The organism is Agriterribacter sp. (assembly GCF_035497235.1).
Classification (GTDB): domain Bacteria; phylum Bacteroidota; class Bacteroidia; order Chitinophagales; family Chitinophagaceae; genus Agriterribacter.
In genome coordinates, this window is record NZ_DATJEB010000043.1 from 102,713 (window position 1) to 121,535 (window position 18,823).

Annotated in this window: 14 protein-coding genes; 6 read left to right on the forward strand and 8 right to left on the reverse strand. The window is 42.7% G+C overall.

Annotated features, from left to right (window positions below; all coding sequences use genetic code 11):
* Positions 1-314: 314 nt before the first annotated feature.
* The 3 genes from VL121_RS15675 to VL121_RS15685 all read right to left on the reverse strand — a co-directional run bounded on the left by VL121_RS15675 (position 315) and on the right by VL121_RS15685 (position 3,087).
* Complete coding sequence (locus tag VL121_RS15675; RefSeq protein WP_325407039.1) at positions 315-1,574, reverse strand: YeiH family protein; 1,260 nt, start codon at positions 1,572-1,574, stop codon at positions 315-317.
* Positions 1,575-1,625: 51 nt separating this feature from the next.
* On the reverse strand, positions 1,626-2,642 hold the full coding sequence (locus VL121_RS15680; RefSeq protein WP_325407041.1) for a cation diffusion facilitator family transporter: 1,017 nt from the start codon (positions 2,640-2,642) through the stop codon (positions 1,626-1,628).
* A gap of 127 nt (positions 2,643-2,769) precedes the next feature.
* The gene (locus VL121_RS15685; protein WP_325407043.1) at positions 2,770-3,087 is read right to left on the reverse strand and encodes a hypothetical protein; all 318 of its coding nucleotides are present in this window, start codon (positions 3,085-3,087) and stop codon (positions 2,770-2,772) included.
* Between the two features lie 222 nt (positions 3,088-3,309).
* On the opposite strand from VL121_RS15685, the gene VL121_RS15690 reads away from it, so the two are divergent.
* The 3 genes from VL121_RS15690 (at position 3,310) to VL121_RS15700 (ending at position 7,340) form a co-directional block, all read left to right on the forward strand.
* Positions 3,310-4,464: an acyl-CoA dehydrogenase gene (locus VL121_RS15690; protein ID WP_325407045.1), complete on the forward strand. Its 1,155-nt coding sequence runs from the start codon at positions 3,310-3,312 to the stop codon at positions 4,462-4,464.
* Between the two features lie 56 nt (positions 4,465-4,520).
* Positions 4,521-5,201, forward strand: coding sequence for a YggS family pyridoxal phosphate-dependent enzyme (locus tag VL121_RS15695; RefSeq protein ID WP_325407047.1), 681 nt, complete (start codon positions 4,521-4,523; stop codon positions 5,199-5,201).
* A gap of 96 nt (positions 5,202-5,297) precedes the next feature.
* On the forward strand, positions 5,298-7,340 hold the full coding sequence (locus VL121_RS15700; protein WP_325407049.1) for a M13 family metallopeptidase: 2,043 nt from the start codon (positions 5,298-5,300) through the stop codon (positions 7,338-7,340).
* A gap of 79 nt (positions 7,341-7,419) precedes the next feature.
* Here the strand turns inward: VL121_RS15700 and VL121_RS15705 are convergent, their stop codons facing one another.
* Both VL121_RS15705 and VL121_RS15710 read right to left on the reverse strand, forming a co-directional pair.
* A complete protein-coding gene (locus VL121_RS15705; protein ID WP_325407051.1) occupies positions 7,420-8,403 on the reverse strand; it encodes a glycoside hydrolase family 43 protein in 984 nt (327 codons plus the stop codon).
* A gap of 154 nt (positions 8,404-8,557) precedes the next feature.
* A complete protein-coding gene (locus VL121_RS15710) occupies positions 8,558-10,027 on the reverse strand; it encodes a DUF5723 family protein (RefSeq protein ID WP_325407053.1) in 1,470 nt (489 codons plus the stop codon).
* A gap of 442 nt (positions 10,028-10,469) precedes the next feature.
* On the opposite strand from VL121_RS15710, the gene secDF reads away from it, so the two are divergent.
* The 3 genes from secDF to VL121_RS15725 all read left to right on the forward strand — a co-directional run bounded on the left by secDF (position 10,470) and on the right by VL121_RS15725 (position 15,370).
* Positions 10,470-13,526, forward strand: a complete 3,057-nt coding sequence (secDF, locus tag VL121_RS15715) for a protein translocase subunit SecDF (RefSeq protein WP_325407055.1) — start codon at positions 10,470-10,472, stop codon at positions 13,524-13,526.
* A gap of 76 nt (positions 13,527-13,602) precedes the next feature.
* The gene (gene ribD, locus VL121_RS15720) at positions 13,603-14,703 is read left to right on the forward strand and encodes a bifunctional diaminohydroxyphosphoribosylaminopyrimidine deaminase/5-amino-6-(5-phosphoribosylamino)uracil reductase RibD (RefSeq protein ID WP_325407057.1); all 1,101 of its coding nucleotides are present in this window, start codon (positions 13,603-13,605) and stop codon (positions 14,701-14,703) included.
* Positions 14,704-14,767: 64 nt separating this feature from the next.
* Positions 14,768-15,370 carry an IMPACT family protein gene (locus VL121_RS15725; protein WP_325407059.1) on the forward strand — a complete coding sequence of 201 codons (603 nt, stop codon included), beginning with the start codon at positions 14,768-14,770 and terminating at the stop codon, positions 15,368-15,370.
* Between the two features lie 246 nt (positions 15,371-15,616).
* Here the strand turns inward: VL121_RS15725 and VL121_RS15730 are convergent, their stop codons facing one another.
* The 3 genes from VL121_RS15730 to VL121_RS15740 form a co-directional block, all read right to left on the reverse strand.
* Positions 15,617-16,495 carry a carboxylesterase family protein gene (locus VL121_RS15730; protein ID WP_325407061.1) on the reverse strand — a complete coding sequence of 293 codons (879 nt, stop codon included), beginning with the start codon at positions 16,493-16,495 and terminating at the stop codon, positions 15,617-15,619.
* A 67-nt stretch (positions 16,496-16,562) separates the two neighbouring features.
* Positions 16,563-17,435: a carboxylesterase family protein gene (locus tag VL121_RS15735; RefSeq protein WP_325407062.1), complete on the reverse strand. Its 873-nt coding sequence runs from the start codon at positions 17,433-17,435 to the stop codon at positions 16,563-16,565.
* Between the two features lie 82 nt (positions 17,436-17,517).
* The gene (locus VL121_RS15740) at positions 17,518-18,813 is read right to left on the reverse strand and encodes a hemolysin family protein (RefSeq protein WP_325407064.1); all 1,296 of its coding nucleotides are present in this window, start codon (positions 18,811-18,813) and stop codon (positions 17,518-17,520) included.
* Between the last annotated feature and the right edge of the window lie 10 nt (positions 18,814-18,823).

Consider the following 18,823-nt stretch of genomic DNA (forward strand, 5'->3'; position numbering starts at 1 on the left):
AGGGACGGTGCTTCAGTATAATGCCATGCTGTTTGTTCTTCCATATTAACTTTTTGCTACAACCTCTCAAACCATAACCAAACTGCAAAACAAGAGATCCTCAAAAATTAAAATCAGGAGAAAAGTGCAGGTTAATCTAAAGCTGGTCTATTTCAATTATTGAATAAAGGCTGCGCAATCTCAAGGATCAAACAAAACCTGTCCACAGAGGCGGATTCAAATTTCAAGTCTGAAGCAATTTGCACCCTCCACCCTGTAATACAAATCCGAAATGACTTCAATCTCAAATCATCAAATCTCAAATTTAAAATTTGTTACCCAAACAATATCATGGCAATAATTAAAGTAAAAATAATATTAAAAAACTGCGCAATCAGGAAAGCGTAAAGCGGTTTACGGTTGTTGGTTTGAAACAGATCCCTGAAATTGGTTTCCAGCCCTATACTGGTAAAGGCCAGGGAAAACCAAAGCGTTTGAATATTCTTTAGCGGCGCTTTTACCTCTGCTACTACTGCCGGGTTTAAGAGGAATGAAAAAAACAGGGATGCTGCCACAAATCCCACTACAAATTTTGGAAACCGTTCCCATATCAATCCTAATGTGGGCTTCTGGTCCACACCAGGTATATCACTTTTGTTAGCGTAAGTCCAGTAAACCGATATAGCGAACGCGGCCAACCCTAATAATACGTTCTGCGAAAATTTCACAATAGTGCTGATCTTCAGGGCTTCTTCCCCAACCAGTGTTCCGGATGCTACTACAGCGCCGGTAGTATCAATAGTGCCGCCCAGCCATGCGCCGGTTACCGCTTCGGGAAAGCCAAAATAAAGGGCTATGTAGGGCATAAAGATCATCATGGGAATGGCGGTAATCAATACCAGGGAAACAACGTACGATAATTTTTTAGGATCGCCTTTTATAGCGCCCGAAGTAGCGATGGCTGCCGACACGCCGCAAATAGACACGGCACTGGACAGCATCATACCTAATTCGGCGTCAATCTTTAGTTTTTTACAAACCCAGTAGGCAAAATACCATACAGCCAGTACTACTAATACCGCCTGCAGCAACCCTTTGGAGCCGGCTTTAAGCACATCCGAAAAAATAATAGAAGTACCCAGCAATACCAGCCCGATCTTTACAAACAGTTCGGTGGTGAGTGTTTCCCTGAACCAGCTTGGTAACTTCATGGTATTGCCGATCAGCAACCCGATAGCCAGGCTAAATATAACAGATTCAAGATTCAGTTCATTCATTGTTTTATTCCCGGTTATAACCAGCGCAATAACCGTGAGCAAAAAAACCAGGGGAAATACAACCAGGAGATTTCGTATAGACCTTCCTGTTAGCCAGGCGCCCGCCAATGCAATGGCGAACGTAATTAAGAATTGCAGGCCTATCTCCGACAGGTTATGGCCTGAAAATACATTGCTGAATAATTGTTCCGTGTTGCTCCATTTAAAAGCCGGTAAAGGGAAATACAATCCTGCGATAGCCAGGAAAATAAGTGCAAAGCCCAGTATCACCACTGTCCAGTCTTCTGTAATAGCTATTCCTTTTTTTTGTGCTGCCATGGATAGTTTTTTTTGCGCTAATGTAAAATAATATTTTCAGTATTATAGATGTTAAAGTGGTATCTGCCGCCTTCCGGCATCAGCTTCATACGTATGGCGTGTGTTGCGTGACATATTATCTATCGTCCATTCTATTCTTTTTTCAAAAGCATGCCGGCGAACGGTACACTCCGTTTTATTGCATATCCGGCAGGAAAATTCGAGGCAGGCATCCGCATGCACAAAAAGCTCTACCGACTCGCCAAATTCCTTTTTTATTAGTAGGGAGAGGATATCAATTTCAGCGTGCGCTTCTTTTACATTAAGATACCAGGGTACGGTAAGATGGCAGTCCATGTGCAGCACATTGCCGTATTTAATAATGCGCAGATTATGCAGGTCAATCCAGTTTACCCGCCTGCTGGCATTCAGCAGGTTCACCATCCTTTGTAACAGCGCCTTATCCGCTTCGTCCATAATGCCGGCAACAGAACTTCTTACTATACCGTAGCCGGTATAAATAATAAAGCATGCAAATCCAATAGCAACAGCACTGTCTATCCATTGCAGTTTGGTAAACCATATTAGCAACAGTCCTGCAATAATGCCGAGGGTAGACCATGTATCGGTTTGCAAATGCCTGCCGCTGGCAATTAATGCCAGTGAATTATTCCTTTTACCTGTTCTTATGCAATAGTATCCGGTTATATAATTGATAATGGCCGTAATGCTAATCAGCACAATGCCATCGTCTAATTGTTTTAACGTATGCGGGTAAACAAAACTATTAATGGAAGCGTAAATAATAATAAAACCTGCAACAGTAATTAAGCTGCCTTCAATGGCTGCGGAAAGAAATTCCGCTTTCCCATGACCGTAGGGGTGGTTGGCATCGCGGGGCCTGGCGGCAATGTACAGGCTGAACAAGCTGATGAACCCTGCAATTACGTTTACCGTGCTTTCCAGTGCATCCGTGAGTATGGATACGGACCTGGTAAGGTACCATGCAATGATTTTGATGATGAATAAAACCACTGCTATAACGGTTACTATCTTTTGCAGTTGTAAATTAACCCGGGCAGTATGCAATAGTGGAAAATTTCAGGTAAAGGTATTTTTTATCTCTTTACCGGGAGCGGGCTTCCTAATAATAAAAAAGGCCCGCTGAAATGCTATTCAGCAAGCCTTTGTGTTGCTCTCCTATTCCTGCTTCCGGCTATTGCTTATTTTCTTTAAATCTTTTATCTGCCGTGCCGTCTTTTTTTACATGCTGGCTGTGTTTCTTATACCTTTTATCCGGCGTGCCATCTTTCTTTAAAGGAGCGGTGCTTGCTGCTGTGGAAGGTTCCTTAACCGCAGCCGTTGTTTTTTTTTGATGGTCCGCTGTTTTTACCGCATGTGTTTTTGCATGTGCAACATCTTTTTTAACCGTCTTTGTTTTTTCCTGTGCCGGCTGAGCCGATTGGGTTTGCTGTGCGAATATGGCGCTTCCGGTGAACAGCATAATAAAACAGGCGAGAATGATCTTTTTCATAATTGTATTTTTTTAAAAAATATATACTGCATAATTAGTTCCAAAAAATTACAGGAAGCTATAACCGGTTGTTAATACGCTTGTGTTAACTATTATTTTACAATCGGAAAGGCAGGCGAAGTAACAAAAGGTATTATTTATTGGAATGCACGCCAAAAATGAACAGTTGTTAGTCAGATGGGACAATTGGCTTATTTTTGTTTTCTTTTAAACATAAGCATTATGCAATTCCAGTTGAATGAAGAACAATTGATGATTCAGAAAGCGGCACGCGATTTTGCGCAAAATGAATGTTTGCCGGGGGTAATAGAGAGAGATGAAAAGCAGCAATTTCCCAAAGAACAGGTTTTGAAATTAGCTGAACTGGGTTTTATGGGAATGATGACTGCTCCCGAATACGGTGGGGCAGGCATGGACAGCATCAGTTATGTTTTGGCTATGGAAGAAATCAGCAAGGTAGACGCAAGCGTTAGTGTATGCATGAGTGTAAATAACAGCCTTGTTTGCTGGGGACTTGAAAAATATGGCACTGAAGCACAAAAAGGGCAATATCTTATGCCCCTTGCACAGGGTAAAAAGAACGGAGAATTATATATAGGCGCCTTTTTGCTGAGTGAACCGGAGGCTGGCAGTGATGCTACTTCACAACATACTATTGCAGAAGATAAAGGAGATCATTATATCATAAACGGAACAAAGAACTGGATTACCAATGGCGGAACGGCCAGCGTGTACCTGGTAATAGCGCAAACGGATGCTTCAAAAGGCAGCAAGGGCATTAACACTTTTATTGTTGAAAAAACCACACCGGGTATAACGGTTGGGCCTAAAGAAAATAAATTAGGGATCAGGGGAAGCGATACACACAGCATTATGTTCCAGGACGTAAAAATACCCAAACAAAACCGCATGGGCAAAGATGGCTTTGGGTTTAGCTTTGCTATGAAAACCCTTGCCGGCGGTCGTATTGGCATTGCGGCCCAGGCGCTGGGTATAGCTTCCGGCGCTTATGAACGGGCAGTTGAGTATGCCAAACAAAGGAAGGCCTTTGGAAAGGAAATAGCGCAGCACCAGGCCATTCAGTTTAAGCTGGCCGATATGGCTACGCGCATTGAGGCTGCCAGGTTACTGTGCCTGCGGGCCGCCTGGGAAAAGGATAACGGCGATGATTATACGCTGAGCAGTTCCATGGCTAAAGTGTTTGCCTCTGAAACAGCCATGTGGGTTACTACAGAAGCGGTGCAAATTCACGGGGGATATGGTTATGTAAAAGAGTATCATGTAGAGCGCCTCATGCGGGATGCAAAAATTACACAGATATATGAAGGCACCAGTGAAGTGCAGCGGATAGTGATTGGAAGAGGGATATTGAAGTGAGGGAGGGGATGCAGGTTACAAGTTGCAGGTTTCAAGGATAAAGCAATAAGAAAGTTATGGCGGTAAATATAGAAGCATATCAAAGTATACTAAGGGAACTGGATATTAAAAAAGCAGTATTGGTTGCAGTATCTAAAACCAAGCCCGTTAGTGATATACAAACCTTGTACGATTTGGGACAGCGCGATTTTGGAGAAAATTATGTGCAGGAACTCGTAGAAAAACAGAAGCAGTTACCCGGTGATATCCGCTGGCATTTTATTGGCCACCTCCAGCGCAATAAAGTAAAGGAGATAGCGCCTTTTGTTCATCTGATTCATGGTGCAGACAGCCGGAAACTGCTCATGGAGATCGGCAAACAGGCGCTCAAATGCGGCAGAACCATTCCCGTATTGTTACAGGTGCATATAGCCCGCGAAGAAACAAAATTCGGACTGGATGAAACTGAGCTGAAAGAAATCATAAATAACCTTTCCGGATTGAATAATGTAGCGGTAAAAGGATTGATGGGCATGGCCTCATTAACAGATGACAGGGAAACCATCAGAACGGAATTTCACTACCTGAGATCATTATACGATCAGTACTCATTATCCCCACAACCTACCCCTCACCCCTCACCACTTACCACTCTCTCCATGGGCATGAGCGGCGATTACCGTATTGCCATTGAAGAAGGAAGCAATATGGTTAGGATCGGGAGCTTGCTTTTTGGCTCCAGGAGTTACGAACGCTGATTAGCCTGCCAAAGCATTTTGTAACCTATGGTATTGCATTTGTAGTATAATTGTCTTTACTTTAAGCGCTTTCATCAAAAAAGTGAACAAATTCATATGCGTATTTTTAAACAACTGGTATGGGGCTTTTCATCCCTGGTGGTCATAATAAGTTTATCAGCCTGCAAAAACAATGGTTCATCAGTAAAAGGCGAATCGTTTATTGATTTTGCCGGTATGGATTCTACGGTAAAACCAGGCGAAGATTTTTTTTCATATGCCAATGGAAAATGGTATCAGCATGCGGTTATTCCGGCAGACCAGTCTGGCTGGAGTACGGCGCATGTGTTGTATGAAGACAACAGGAAGAAGTTGCACGCTTTGCTGGAGGAAGTTGCTGCAGGCAAAGGTTTTTCCAAAGGATCACCCGAACAAATGATGGGCGATTTATATGCCGGCGCAATGGATTCAGCGGCTATTGATAAGTTCGGGTATACGCCCGTTGCAAATGACCTTAAACGTATTGATGCGTTATTTACCGCGGCAGACGTTGTTAAGGAATGCGCTTATGAATACAGCCAGGGTAAAGGTAATATGTTTGGCGCCTATGTGGGTCCTGATGACAGAAATGCTGCTGTTAATAAATTACAGTTTTCCCAGGCCGGGTTATCCCTTCCCGGGAGCGATTATTATTTGAAAGATGATGCTGAAACAAAACATATCCGCAGTGAATTTGTACGCTATGTAGCCAATATGTTTAAAGCCATAGGAGTAGACAGCATAACGGCAACAAAAAGCGCGTCAGCTATTCTTGAGTTGGAAACAGCTTTGGCCAAATCACATTCCACTCCGGTTGAATTAAGAGATCCCGTAAAAAATTATAACAAGTTTGCAGTGAGTGAACTCAATGCATTAACGCCTGGCATGAATTGGAGTCAATTTATTGAAACTTATGGCGCTAATACAGATACGGTATTGGTGGGTCAGCCGGGTTACTTCAAAGAGCTGAACAGGCAATTGCAATCTGCTCCGCTGGAGGTATGGAAAAATAAACTCAAACTGGGTGTAATAGAAGAAGCGTCACTGGGTAATCCTTTCGAAGATCTGCAATTTTCATTTTACAGGAAAACATTAAGAGGCATTCAGGAGAAACCTGTTCGCTGGAAAAAAGCTACGGGTATAGTAGATAATTTGGCCGGCGACCTGTTGGGCAGGGTATATGTAAATAAGTATTTCCCGGCCGATGCTAAAAAAAGAATGCTCGACCTGGTAAATAACCTGCAGCACGTATATGAAAGCAGGATAAGGAATATAGACTGGATGAGCGACAGCACCAAAGCAAAAGCGTTGAACAAGCTCAATGGCTTTGTTAAAAAAATCGGGTATCCTGATCAGTGGAAGGATTATGCCGGTGTACACATAGAAAGAGGAGCGCATTTTAATAATATCAGGCAGTTGAAGATATATGAATTTAAACGGGAATTGGCTAAAATTGATAAGCCGGTAGACAAAACCGAATGGTTTATGAATGCTTCCGAGGTAAACGCGTATTATAATCCATCGTTTAATGAAATTGTATTCCCTGCCGGAATTCTTCAGCCGCCCTTTTTTAATAATGCGGCCGATGACGCTATTAACTATGGCGCTATAGGCGCGGTTATCGGGCATGAAATGACGCATGGTTTTGATGACCAGGGCAGGCAGTATGATGCGGATGGCAACCTTCACGACTGGTGGGCGGCAAATGATGCGGAACAATTTAAACGTAAAGCGAAAGTGGTGGTTGAACAGTATAACGCCTATACGGTGCTGGATAGTTTACACGTAAACGGTGAGCTAACCTTAGGGGAAAATATTGCCGATATAGGCGGATTGATGATCGCGTATGAAGCGTTTAAAAATACGCCGCAGGGAAAGGGTGATGAGAAAACAGACGGACTTGCGCCCGACCAGCGTTTCTTTTTATCATTTGCCAATGTATGGCGGTCAAAATACAGGGATGCGGCTGTCAGAGAACGGCTATTGCTTGACCCGCATTCGCCTGAAAAACTCAGGGCAAATGGCTCCGTTTCCAGCATGCCGGAATTTTACAATGTATTTAATGTACAACCCGGCGATAAAATGTACCGGGCAGATAGCGTAAGAGCGAAGATATGGTAGGGGAGGCAGGTTGCAGGTTGCAATTTATAATGGGCAAACAAAGAAGGTTCCCTTAGCCAATCAACTATTCAACCATCTTTCATTTCAACTTATTCTTTTCAACCCCCTCATTAGTAATAACTACAGGATTAATCAATCCTTTTTCATCAAAGTACATATGGTCTATGCAGGTTACTCTTGCATTGCCATCGGTTTCGGTTAAAGGTCGCCGGTGATACACCATATACCATTGATCCCTGTTGGGAACCTTGATCACCGAATGATGCCCGGCGCCGGTAGCGATTTTGGGATCCTGCTGGAGTATCTTTCCAATTCTTTTGAATGGACCAAACGGCGAATCAGCAATCGCATAGGCAACACTGTAGTTGGGGCCTGTCCATCCGCCTTCCGACCACATGAAATAATATTTACCGTTGCGTATAAACATAAAAGGGCCTTCCACATATCCCTCCGGTGTTATTTCCTTAAATGTTGTTCCGTCTTCAAAAGGAATAAAGCCTGTAAAATCATTATTGAGCCTGGAGATGTTGCAATGTCTCCATCCGCCGTATATTAAATAATACTGCCCGGTGCTGTCTTTAAAAACACACTGGTCAATAGGCTGTGCGCCGTTATGAAATTTATCTACCAATGGTTTGCCCAGGTGGTCTTTAAATGGTCCTGCGGGGTGATCGGCAACGGCAACGCCAATACCGCCTATTTCTTTATCACTTTGAATATCGTTGGCGCCAAAGAATAAATAGTACTTGTTTTCTTTCTCTACAATAGCCGGCGCCCACACTGCCCGTTTGGCCCACTTAATAGCAGCGGTATCTATGATGCGGCTGTGTTTTGTCCATTGAATAAGATCGGGCGATGAAAAAGCGTCTAAAAAAACCTGTTTGTCATAAGGCGCTGAATAAGTGGGATAGATCCAGCAGGTATGGTTAAAAATGATGCCTTCCGGATCGGCATACCATCCCGGGAAAACAGGATTACCTGAACGGGTAACCGCTTTCTTTTTTTGCGCATAGAGGATGGTGGTGTAAACCAATAAAGCACTAATCAGCATTATTCTTTTCATTATGCTTTTTGTGCGAAACTACTTGATTTGCTGGTAGTAAAAATTGGGTCTCTTAACTAATAATATTGGGCCATCGCCGGAGGCGATAATAAGAGGATTCGCGGCGAGGACGCCGCGAACAGTGACATTTTTATACTAAGCCCTGCATTTTTAATTAGTTATTTTCTTTTCCCACCTTTTTTTCTTTTTGGCGCTCCTGTTTTTTCAACATGTTTTTTCTCAACCCGCCAAAACGTACCCCCACATGAAAATCAACCTGTTTGGAGTTGCCAAACAATGCTGTAAGCGCGCTACCGGAGCCTATGAATAATGGTCCCAAACGAGCGGAAACGCCGGCGTTGAGTTTGGTTAGCTGGTTGTAATTAACGGGTATATACAATCCCAGCTTTCTGCCTTCTATGCGGGGTGTAATGGTAAGGGAGGAATAGTAATAGCTGTTCCAGGCTTTGTTGGCGGTGTTTACCAGGCTTATTTGTCCGGCAACATTAATGTAAATGCCTTTGTTGAAATGATAATCCGCGTCAATACGCAGTGAAGAAGGTAAAGCCACTTTATATTTTTTTTCAGTGTTACCGGATTCCGGGATAAAGTATTGCGGATTGGTATCAAAATAATTCTTAATCTCATCTATTTCCACTTCACTCATCTCGTTGAGATACCATTTTTCCATGCCTGTAATATCCATATTATAAGCGCCGCTGCGCTGCATATCTTTTTCATATTTAATAGAGCCGATATCCAATAATGCCACGCCAATCCTTAATTTGTATTTATTCAGGTCTTTTCTCCAGCTATTATCATCAAGCCGGTATTTGGCGTAATCGGGTCTGAACTCATACACAAAACCTATATCCGCGCCTATACCTGTACTTTTAAAAGCGAGCAATTGGCCTGCTTCAAAATCATCAAGGTTTACCCCGCCAAATCCCAGTTGCATTTTCCCGGTACTGTTGTGCAGGTAGGTTTCCTCTTTTACATCATCATAATCCATTGTGCCTTTAAGGCTTTTCATATTGAGGTAGCCATTGGCGGCGCCTGCAAGATATTTGAGCGTGAGACCGCCTTTAAAAAAATGTTTATCCTTATCGGTGATCACGCTGGCGTAGGAAAGCCCGTACTCCGTCCAGCCGTTTATGCCAAGGCCCATGTTGGCATTGGAGTTAATACTGTAAGGGAAAGAAATATCGCCTGATGAGCCATCTGTGATTTGATTGACTAATGGCGCATCTATATCGTTTGCGTTTATCATGATCCTTGCGCGTGTAGTAAGGGCAACAGCACTTTTTTTACTGGTATTGATCATTAGGGAAGGTCCGTGAACGCCGAGGTTTATAAGGGCCCTGGTTAGCCCGGCATTTTTACCAATGAACTGGTTGAGTAACGAGTCGCCAACGGTTTGTCCAATATTTTTAAGGTTAAAAGAAGCCTGGTTATTGCCCACATAAGTGTGGAGGGCAAATAAGTTAACATCCCAACTGTAACGGCTATCCGCAATATTGGCCGGGTTTAAAAAAGCACCGTTAACGCCGTTATAATTTCCGGTATTGTAACCGGGAAAGTCCTGGGATGCCAATTGGGTGGATAAGAACAGACTGACAATAACAAGGGTCTTGTAAATACGCATAGTAAGGATTTTGGTTGTAACAAAATAAAGGTTGCTAATGTTATTAATTTAAGCGAATAACCGTAACGGTTAAAAAGGTTATTCATTGTTTCTAACCTGCTATTAATGATTTACCGGAATTTTATAACACCTGCCTTTTATTTTTCTATATCATGCATCCTTTGGTTATTATTGCTGCAAAAGAGGGAGGCTGTATTGGAAGGTTTATACCCCCGCCATCCTTTTTTTACGAATAGGGCCGGGTTAAGTAAAGACGGCATATATAGTAAATTGCTTTAATCCGGTATAGTGATCTTTATGTTTTGGTATGTATCCGTAACCTTTGCTTGTAAAGCGATTGGGAAAAGAAAAGCAGCTTCAGGGGAACTGTTTTTATGTTATATAATTCATGTTGAAACCCTATCTTTGCCCCCACTTTAAACTTTTGTAAACGCTTTTTTGTATGCAACTGAAAGGTTTGGTCTCTGTTTTTGCGATTGCATTGATTGCTATATCCCTTTACCAACTGCATTTTACATGGGTGGTACACAACCACGAGGGGAAGATGGAAAAACAAGCCCTTAACTGGGTAAATTCTCATTACAGCGGAGCTTCACAGGAAGCCAAAGATTCTGCTTACGAGCACAGGTTGAGCCGCTTATTAGACAGTACTAAAGGGAAAATTATTACTTACGGCATTAACGGGGCTACCAGTTACCAAAAAGCCAAAGAACAGGAACTAAGCCTGGGATTGGATTTACAGGGTGGTATGAGTGTAACGCTTGAAGTAGAACTGGAAAACTTGCTGCGGTCTATTTCCAATAGCCCCAAAGACCCTGGTTTGAACAAGGCGCTGGACCTTGCCAGTGAAAGAAAAGGAACTACAGACGCCGACTATATTAGTCTGTTTGCAGAAGCATATAAAGAAGTAAATCCTTCCGGAAAACTATCCGGCTTGTTTGCTAATGCGGGTCAGCGTAACATTAAACTGGAAGATTCCGATGGGCAGGTTATTATCAAGCTAAGGGCAATGGCAGGCGAGGCCTTTCAGAACACATTCAGGGTATTAACCAAGCGTATTGACCAGTTTGGTGTGGCTCAGCCCAATATCAACCCCGATCCGCGTAAGGGTACCATCAGTGTGGAACTGGCAGGCGTAAAAGACGATCCTGAAAGAGTACGTAAAATATTACAGGCTACTGCCAACATGCAGTTTTGGGAAGTGTATAAAGGTAATGAGCTGTCGCAGTCATTTACCCAGGCTGAAGAAATGCTGAAAAAAATTGGGCAAAGTCATACGGCTACGGCCGATACGACAAAAAAGCAGGCCGATACAGCAAGCGTTGCTGCACCGGCTGATACTACCAAAACCCTTTCCTTAACTAATCTTTCTACAGATACTAATCAGCAGGCAAATGAAATTAATACAGCGCCTGCTACTACGCATACCATATTGGGTTTGCTTATGCAGGCTTCTCCCGGTGATGCGGCTATTGCTTACGTGCAGGTAAAAGACACTGCTTTATTAAATGAAAACCTGGAGATCGCCCGGGATATATTTCCCAATAATGCCAGGTTTTTATATGGTATTGCACCACGGGGCGCGGCAGCAACCTCCACTGTGCTTCCTTTATATGCCATCAAAACACGCGATGGCGATAAAGCGCCGTTAGAAGGTGATGACGTAGAGGAGTCCACCATTTCTTATGACGAACGCGGCCGGCCGGCCGTTTCGCTGAGAATGACCAAGCAGGGAACCAAGAAATGGGCTGATCTTACTACAGAAAACGTAAACAAACCCGTAGCCATTTCATTAGATAATATTATATATTCGGCGCCGAATGTTATCAATCCTATATTAGATGGCAACTCGCAAATTTCGGGCAGTTTTACGGTAGAGGAAGCTTCCGATCTGGCCAATATCCTTCAGTCCGGTCAGTTAGCTGCGCCTGCAAGAATTGTGCAGGAACAAATGGTTGGGCCTACCTTAGGTGCGGAAGCCGTTAAAGGAGGTGCTATGTCATTTGTGATTTCTTTTATTGTGATATTCGCCCTGATGTTACTGTATTTTAATACCAGCGGCTGGATAGCTAATATTACACTCATCCTGAACCTGTTCTTTACTATTGGTGTTCTAAGCGGTTTGGGCGCCACGCTAACTTCCGCAAGCATTGCGGCATTGGTACTGGCTATTGGAATGGCGGTAGATACCAACGTAATTATATTTGAGCGTATCAAGGAAGAAATCATGTGGGGACGAAGTTATGCCATGGCCGTAGACCACGGTTACAACCGCTCCCTTCCCCCGGTATTAGATGCGCACGTTACCACATTATTAACGGCTATCATTCTGTATATTTTTGGTACTGGTCCTATTAAAGGGTTTGCCACTACCCAAATTATTGCCGTGGTATTAAACCTGTTTTGTGGTATCCTTATTGCACGGCTGGTTTCCGAATGGTGGACCAACAAAAAAGGCCGTCACTTTGAATACTTTACCAAGATATCCCGTGTTATATTTAAAAAGGCGCATTTCAAATTCGTGGAAGCACGCAAGTATGCATACGCTATCTCTGTAGTAGTATTTATATTCGGCATCGGATCTTTCTTTTATGGGTTCGATGAAGGAGTAGAATACAAGGGGGGCAGAAGTTATACTATCCATTTTGATCATGCCCAGGAAAACAACGATGTAAAGAATGCTTTACAAAAGGTGTTTGGTGAATATCCTGTAATTAAAACGGTAGGCGATGCCCGCACATTAAATATTACCACTTCTTTCCAAAAAGAAAACCCTTCGCGTACCACCGATTCTTTAGTGGAAGCTACTTTGTTCGGCGGGCTTAAACCCTTTTTGGCGGAAGGCACTACTGCAACGGATTTCAAAAGAGTATACCTCCAAAGCTCACAAAGCGTTCAGCCTTCTATTTCGGAAGACCTGAAGCGTGGCGCGGTAACCGCTACCGTAGTATCCATTATTCTTATTTTCTTTTATATTTTCATTCGTTTCCGCGACTGGCGGTTTTCACTTGGTACCATCTTTTCATTGGTACACGATGTGTTTGTTACGCTGGCGGTATTTTCTTTCTTCCGGCATATCATGCCCTTCCCGCTGGAAATTGACCAGCACTTTATTGCGGCAATATTAACGGTGGTAGGGTTTTCCATGAATGATACCGTGGTGGTATTTGACCGTATACGCGAATACAGCAGAACCATGAAAGGAGAAAGCAAGCCCCGCATTATTGACGCTGCCATTAACGATACCCTGAGCCGTACCGTTATGACATCGGTAACCGTGTTTATTGTATTGCTGGTGTTATTTATTTTTGGAGGTGAGGTAACAAGAGGATTTTCTTTTGCTATGCTGATTGGTGTAATAACCGGTATCTATTCTTCGATATTTGTTGCTGCGCCTATATTGGTTGACTTTGCAAAAGATAAACCTTTGGGTAAATTAACGCCCGAAGAAACCAAACAACGGGCTAAAGCGAAGCAGGCCGCCGCTGCCGCCCATTAATATAAAACTATTGCTATACACTAACCCCGGGTAATCGTCCGGGGTTTTTTATTAGCGTAACTTCGTTCTGTCATCAGTGTATGGTAATAATCTTTTTGAACAGGCATTGACTATTGAAGAACAATATATGTACCGTTGTTTGCAACTGGCCCGGGCCGGTGCAGGGTATGTTGCGCCTAACCCAATGGTAGGCGCTGTGCTGGTACATCATAACCGGATAATAGGAGAGGGGTATCACCGGCAATATGGTATGCCGCATGCGGAAGTGAACTGTATAGCATCGGTGAAAAATGAAAACAGGCATTTGATCAGTGAAAGCGTGCTGTATGTATCGCTGGAACCTTGTGCGCATTATGGTAAAACGCCGCCCTGCGCCGAACTTATTATAGAACACCGTATACCCAAAGTGGTGGTGGGCTGCAGGGATCCTTTTCCCGAAGTAAATGGTAAGGGAATTGAAAGGTTGCTGGCGGAAGGCATAACGGTAGTAACGGGTGTGCTGGAGAAAGCGTGCAGGGAATTGAATAAACGGTTTTTTACTTTTCACACACAACGCCGGCCCTTTATAGCGCTTAAATGGGCACAAAGCAGGGATGGAGCCATAGCTGCTCCCGGCGGTTCGGCTGTGCAGATCAGCAACGCGTATACGAACAGGCTGGTGCATCGCTGGCGCAGTGAAGAGGCGGCTATCTTGGCGGGAACCCGAACCGCGATGCTCGATAATCCATCCTTAACTACCCGTTTATGGCCGGGGCAGCACCCGGTAAGGCTGGTAATTGACAGGGAATTAAAACTACCGGGTACTTTGCAGTTGTTTGATGCAAAAGCACCCACAATTATTTTTAATGAACGCAGGGATACGATGTTGGGTGGTGATCGTATTTTAGGCGGAAACTGGTTTTACCGGGTTAGCGATGACGTAAGTATAGTGCAGCAGGTTGTGAACGCTTTATATGAGTTGCGTATACAGAGTGTGCTTGTAGAAGGCGGAGCACAAATATTGCAATCATTTATCAATGAAAATAAGTGGGATGAAGCCCGGATCATTACAAATGAAGCATTGGGGATACCCGGAGGCATAAAAGCTCCGGAGCTCATCCATGCAATACAAACAGGAGAAGAACATTTTTTTTCTGACAGGGTAGCATACTATATTCCCTCTTTATTGAGGATCTGAATAATAGAATAAGGGTGCAGCAGCTACCATTTCACAAATATATTCAGGAAGCACAGGCAGACTTATGGATTATTATTACACAGTGGAGCAACGGGGAACGGCAGAATTTAAAGACAGGGGAAGCCGGTTTATTGCTTGCCTGGTTCCGTTTGCTTCAGCAAATGATTTTAAAAAGGAAATGGATCTGGTAAAGAAAGCGTTTCCCAAAGCCACCCATTATTGTTTTGCCTATCGCGTAGGACTGGATGGCAATACTTATCGCCTTAGCGATGCCGGAGAACCCTCCGGCACTGCGGGCAAACCCATATTCGGACTTATAGAAAGCAGGCAATTGACCGATATACTGATTGTGGTAGTACGGTATTTCGGAGGTACCTTGCTGGGTGTTCCCGGCTTAATTAATGCCTACCGTTCGGCCGCCGCGCTGGTGCTGCAAACTGTTCCGGTTATACAAAAATCTGTTGAGCGGCAATACCGGCTGCAATTCGACTATACAATTATGAACAATATAATGACCATTATAAAACAGTATAGCTGCAGTATAGCGGAACAGCAATTGCAATTGTTTTGTACCATGACAATCGGTATACCTCAAAACCGGCTGGAAGAAGTGTTGTTTAAACTGGAAGAAATAAGAGGGCTGGAGATAAGCGCTGAGCTGGGTTAAAAAGATGGGGTTGCGGGGAATAAGTTGCAATGGCCAGGCACAGGGAGCAAGTTGTATGGTGTAGGGTATGGGTGTAAAGTAGGGTCTGTAAATTAAACTGTGTCAAAGAAATAATTTAATATAGTTTAAAAGAAGCGGGACGGCTCCCTTTAACAGAGCAAAGGCCCGCTTCTTTATCTGGGAACTTGCAACCTGTAACTTTCTCACATTTCTCTTCTCACCTTTCACTATTCTCTCTCTCACCACTCACTTATGATATTGCAGCATCCACTCATAAATATTCATATTGTTTTCTTTATAAGTGAAGCTATATGCGTAGGTCCAGGCATTGTGAGAATTTAGAGGATCATACATGTCTTGTTCACTAAATATTGTCATTTTTGCAGGCGCAGTAGGATAATACTTATTAATCATGTTTACGAAGTCTTTTGTTTTGTAAACCGGCACTCTTTTATCGATCTCATTATGGAATGCCCATACAGCAACGTTATTGGAGGCAATAGTTTTTGCTTTAGTTTGCGTAGGGGTATGTGATCCGCACACCGGTACGATTGCGGCAATTTTTGATGCATATTTCCCCGCATAATCCCAGGTAACGCCTCCGCCCATACTTAAACCTGTAACATAAATCCTTGATTTATCTATTCGTAAAGTAGAGGTAAAATAATTAACAACCTCATTTACATCATTGGCGGTAGGCCACACTCTAAACTGTGGAGTAATTACAATAAACGAGTAGTTCTTTCCGCCGGAAATAAAGTTCGGTGGAAACCGTTTGTTTACTAAAGAAGCATTAAGTGGACCGGTCATTTTCAATGGCGGGCTTCCGTCTCCCAGCCCACTTTCGCCGGTTAAGTTTATTATTAAAGGGTATTTTATAGTGGTTGAATTGTAGCTTGCCGGCAAACCTTCCCAAAATCCGCCACAATTTGCTGCAATTGAAAGGGTAATTGGCGTGTAGGTATGCGGTTGGGTTTCAGCAACATTACTGGTAAGCGAAAAAGCAGTATTTTCTGAGGCGATTAATGTTTGATCTGACGTTTGAATAGCGTTGCCTTCAGGAATAACAAAATCTTTCTGGCAGGAAACAATTATTACTAAAAATGCAAGGAATACAAGTTTCACAATAAGCTATTTATGTTAAGTGAAAGACAATTGTACAAACTTAATGCCAGACAAAGATAGTATTTAATTATCTATGATATTGTAACATCCATTCGTAAACATTCATATCATCTTCTTTATATGTAAGGCTATAAGCTTTCGTCCATGCATCATGTCCGGTAGCCGCATAAATGGTCATTTTAGCTTTTGGCTTCATATCCATATTGTTTAACATGTTTATATACCCCAGCGTATGGTCAACGGAAACTCTGTCATCGCCATCATTATGAAATGCCCAAACAGGCAGTTTATTATTGGCAATCATTTTAGCTTTTGCTTCAGTTGCAGATGATGCTCCGCAAACTGGTGCTATGGCGGCAATTTTTGATGCGTACTTGCCTGCATAATCCCATGTTGCACCTCCGCCCATACTTAACCCGGTTACATATATCCTGGTTGGGTCTACCCTTAATTTGGAAGTAAAATAATTAACAACCGCATCTACATCATCGCCGGATGGCCATGTTTTAAACTGAGGAGAAATTACAATAAAAGAAAATGATTTTCCACCGGCAGTAAAACTGGCTGGAAATTTTTTATTTTTTATCAGGGAGTAGGGTCCTCCTGAAATCTTTTTTAGATTATCAGCACTTCCGTTTCCAAGAGCGCTTTGTCCGTGTAAAAATATTATTACAGGGTATTTTTTTGTGGTGGAATCGTAACGGGCAGGGAGTGCTTTATAATAACCATTACAATTTGAAGTAATATTACTTGTTATTGGTGTCTGGATAGGAGGCATTGTTTCTGCAACATCAATATCTGGTTTGGTGGTGGGCGTAGTTAATGATGTGCCAGCGTTTTCATCCCCTTCTTTTTCAGGTTCAGCAGTTTCTTTTTTACAGGAGAAAAGTGTTAGTAATACGATAGCAAAACATAACAGCTTAACAATTGTTTTCTTCATTGGTATCAGATTTTATGAATAACGGGTTATCGCCGTTCTTTATTCAAATCTGATGCCGGGAGCAGTTGATAAATGTGAAAATTTATTCTTCCATTTCTCTTTTGATCGTTTCGGAAATGGCTACCAGCACTTTATCAATACGGTGTCCGTCCATATCGGCTATTTCAAAGGTAAATCCGCGCCATTCCAGCTTGTCGCCGGTATAGGGAATGCGCTCTAACTGGTGTAAGATAAATCCTGCAAGGGTATCGAAATCGTGTTCCCCTTCATTCATCCATTCTGTTTTTTCAAACGCCCTTAAAAAATCATAAAAAGGTATCTGCCCGTCTACAAAATAAGTTCCGTCATCCCGTTTAATGATCTCGTAATCTTCTTCATCCGGTTGCGGAATATCTCCCACAATAGCTTCCAGTATATCGTTCAGGGTAATCATTCCTAAAAGACTTCCGTATTCATCTACTACAAAACAGCAGTGTATTTTTGTTTCTTTAAACCGCTCCAGTACCTGGTAGGCGCTGTTGTTTTCGGGTACAAACAGGGTGGGTTGCATAATCTCACTTAAGAGCGTACTGCTTTCATGTACATACAGGTCTTTAATGGATACTACCCCTTTAATATCATCAATATCACCATCACAAACAGGGTATACCGAATGGGGTTCCGCGATGATTTTTTCCTTTATTTTTTTCTCATCTTTATGCAAACTGAACCATACAATATCATTACGATGTGTCATTAACGATGTAATGTTGCGGTCGCCCAAATGAAAAACACGTTCAATGATCTCCTGTTCCGCCTCTTCAATCGTTCCCTGCTCCGTTCCTTCACTAATAATAGCCTTTATTTCTTCTTCCGTTACCTGGTTGTCTTTTCCCTGGATCTTCAAGAGTTTAACGGTGTAAAAAGTTGACTTGCTCAGGAGCCATACGAACGGATAGGCTATTTTGCTGAGTATGCGCATGGGAGCGGCAACCAGCTTGATTATACTTTCAGGGCGCGAAAGTCCTATACGTTTGGGAACCAGTTCGCCTAATATCAGCGTAAAATAGGTAAGGATGATTACAATAATAGCGGTAGCTGCTCCATTTGCATAGGAACGAATCCATTCAAACCTGTCGAGATAGATAATCAGGTCTGTTTTTAACGCTTCGCCCGAAAAAATACCTGTTAAAATACCAATAAGGGTTATACCAATTTGAACGGTTGAAAAAAAAGTATCGGGCTTTTCAATGAGTTTTAATGCTTCATTTGCACTCTTATCGCCTTTTGCCGCCTGTGTTTCCAATCGCGTTTTGCGGGAAGACACCAGCGCCATTTCTGCCATTGAAAAAATACCGTTCAATAAAATTAATCCCAGTATAATCAAAATTTCGATCATGATATATGAA

Coding starts and splice junctions, on each gene's coding strand:
- VL121_RS15710 (WP_325407053.1), bottom strand. CDS start 10,027: ATGCGTATTTACAAGACCCTTGTTATTGTCAGTCTGTTCTTATCCACC.
- VL121_RS15705 (WP_325407051.1), bottom strand. CDS start 8,403: ATGAAAAGAATAATGCTGATTAGTGCTTTATTGGTTTACACCACCATC.
- VL121_RS15695 (WP_325407047.1), top strand. CDS start 4,521: ATGGCGGTAAATATAGAAGCATATCAAAGTATACTAAGGGAACTGGAT.
- VL121_RS15685 (WP_325407043.1), bottom strand. CDS start 3,087: ATGAAAAAGATCATTCTCGCCTGTTTTATTATGCTGTTCACCGGAAGC.
- VL121_RS15740 (WP_325407064.1), bottom strand. CDS start 18,813: ATGATCGAAATTTTGATTATACTGGGATTAATTTTATTGAACGGTATT.
- VL121_RS15725 (WP_325407059.1), top strand. CDS start 14,768: ATGGATTATTATTACACAGTGGAGCAACGGGGAACGGCAGAATTTAAA.
- VL121_RS15690 (WP_325407045.1), top strand. CDS start 3,310: ATGCAATTCCAGTTGAATGAAGAACAATTGATGATTCAGAAAGCGGCA.
- secDF (WP_325407055.1), top strand. CDS start 10,470: ATGCAACTGAAAGGTTTGGTCTCTGTTTTTGCGATTGCATTGATTGCT.
- VL121_RS15735 (WP_325407062.1), bottom strand. CDS start 17,435: ATGAAGAAAACAATTGTTAAGCTGTTATGTTTTGCTATCGTATTACTA.
- VL121_RS15675 (WP_325407039.1), bottom strand. CDS start 1,574: ATGGCAGCACAAAAAAAAGGAATAGCTATTACAGAAGACTGGACAGTG.
- VL121_RS15700 (WP_325407049.1), top strand. CDS start 5,298: ATGCGTATTTTTAAACAACTGGTATGGGGCTTTTCATCCCTGGTGGTC.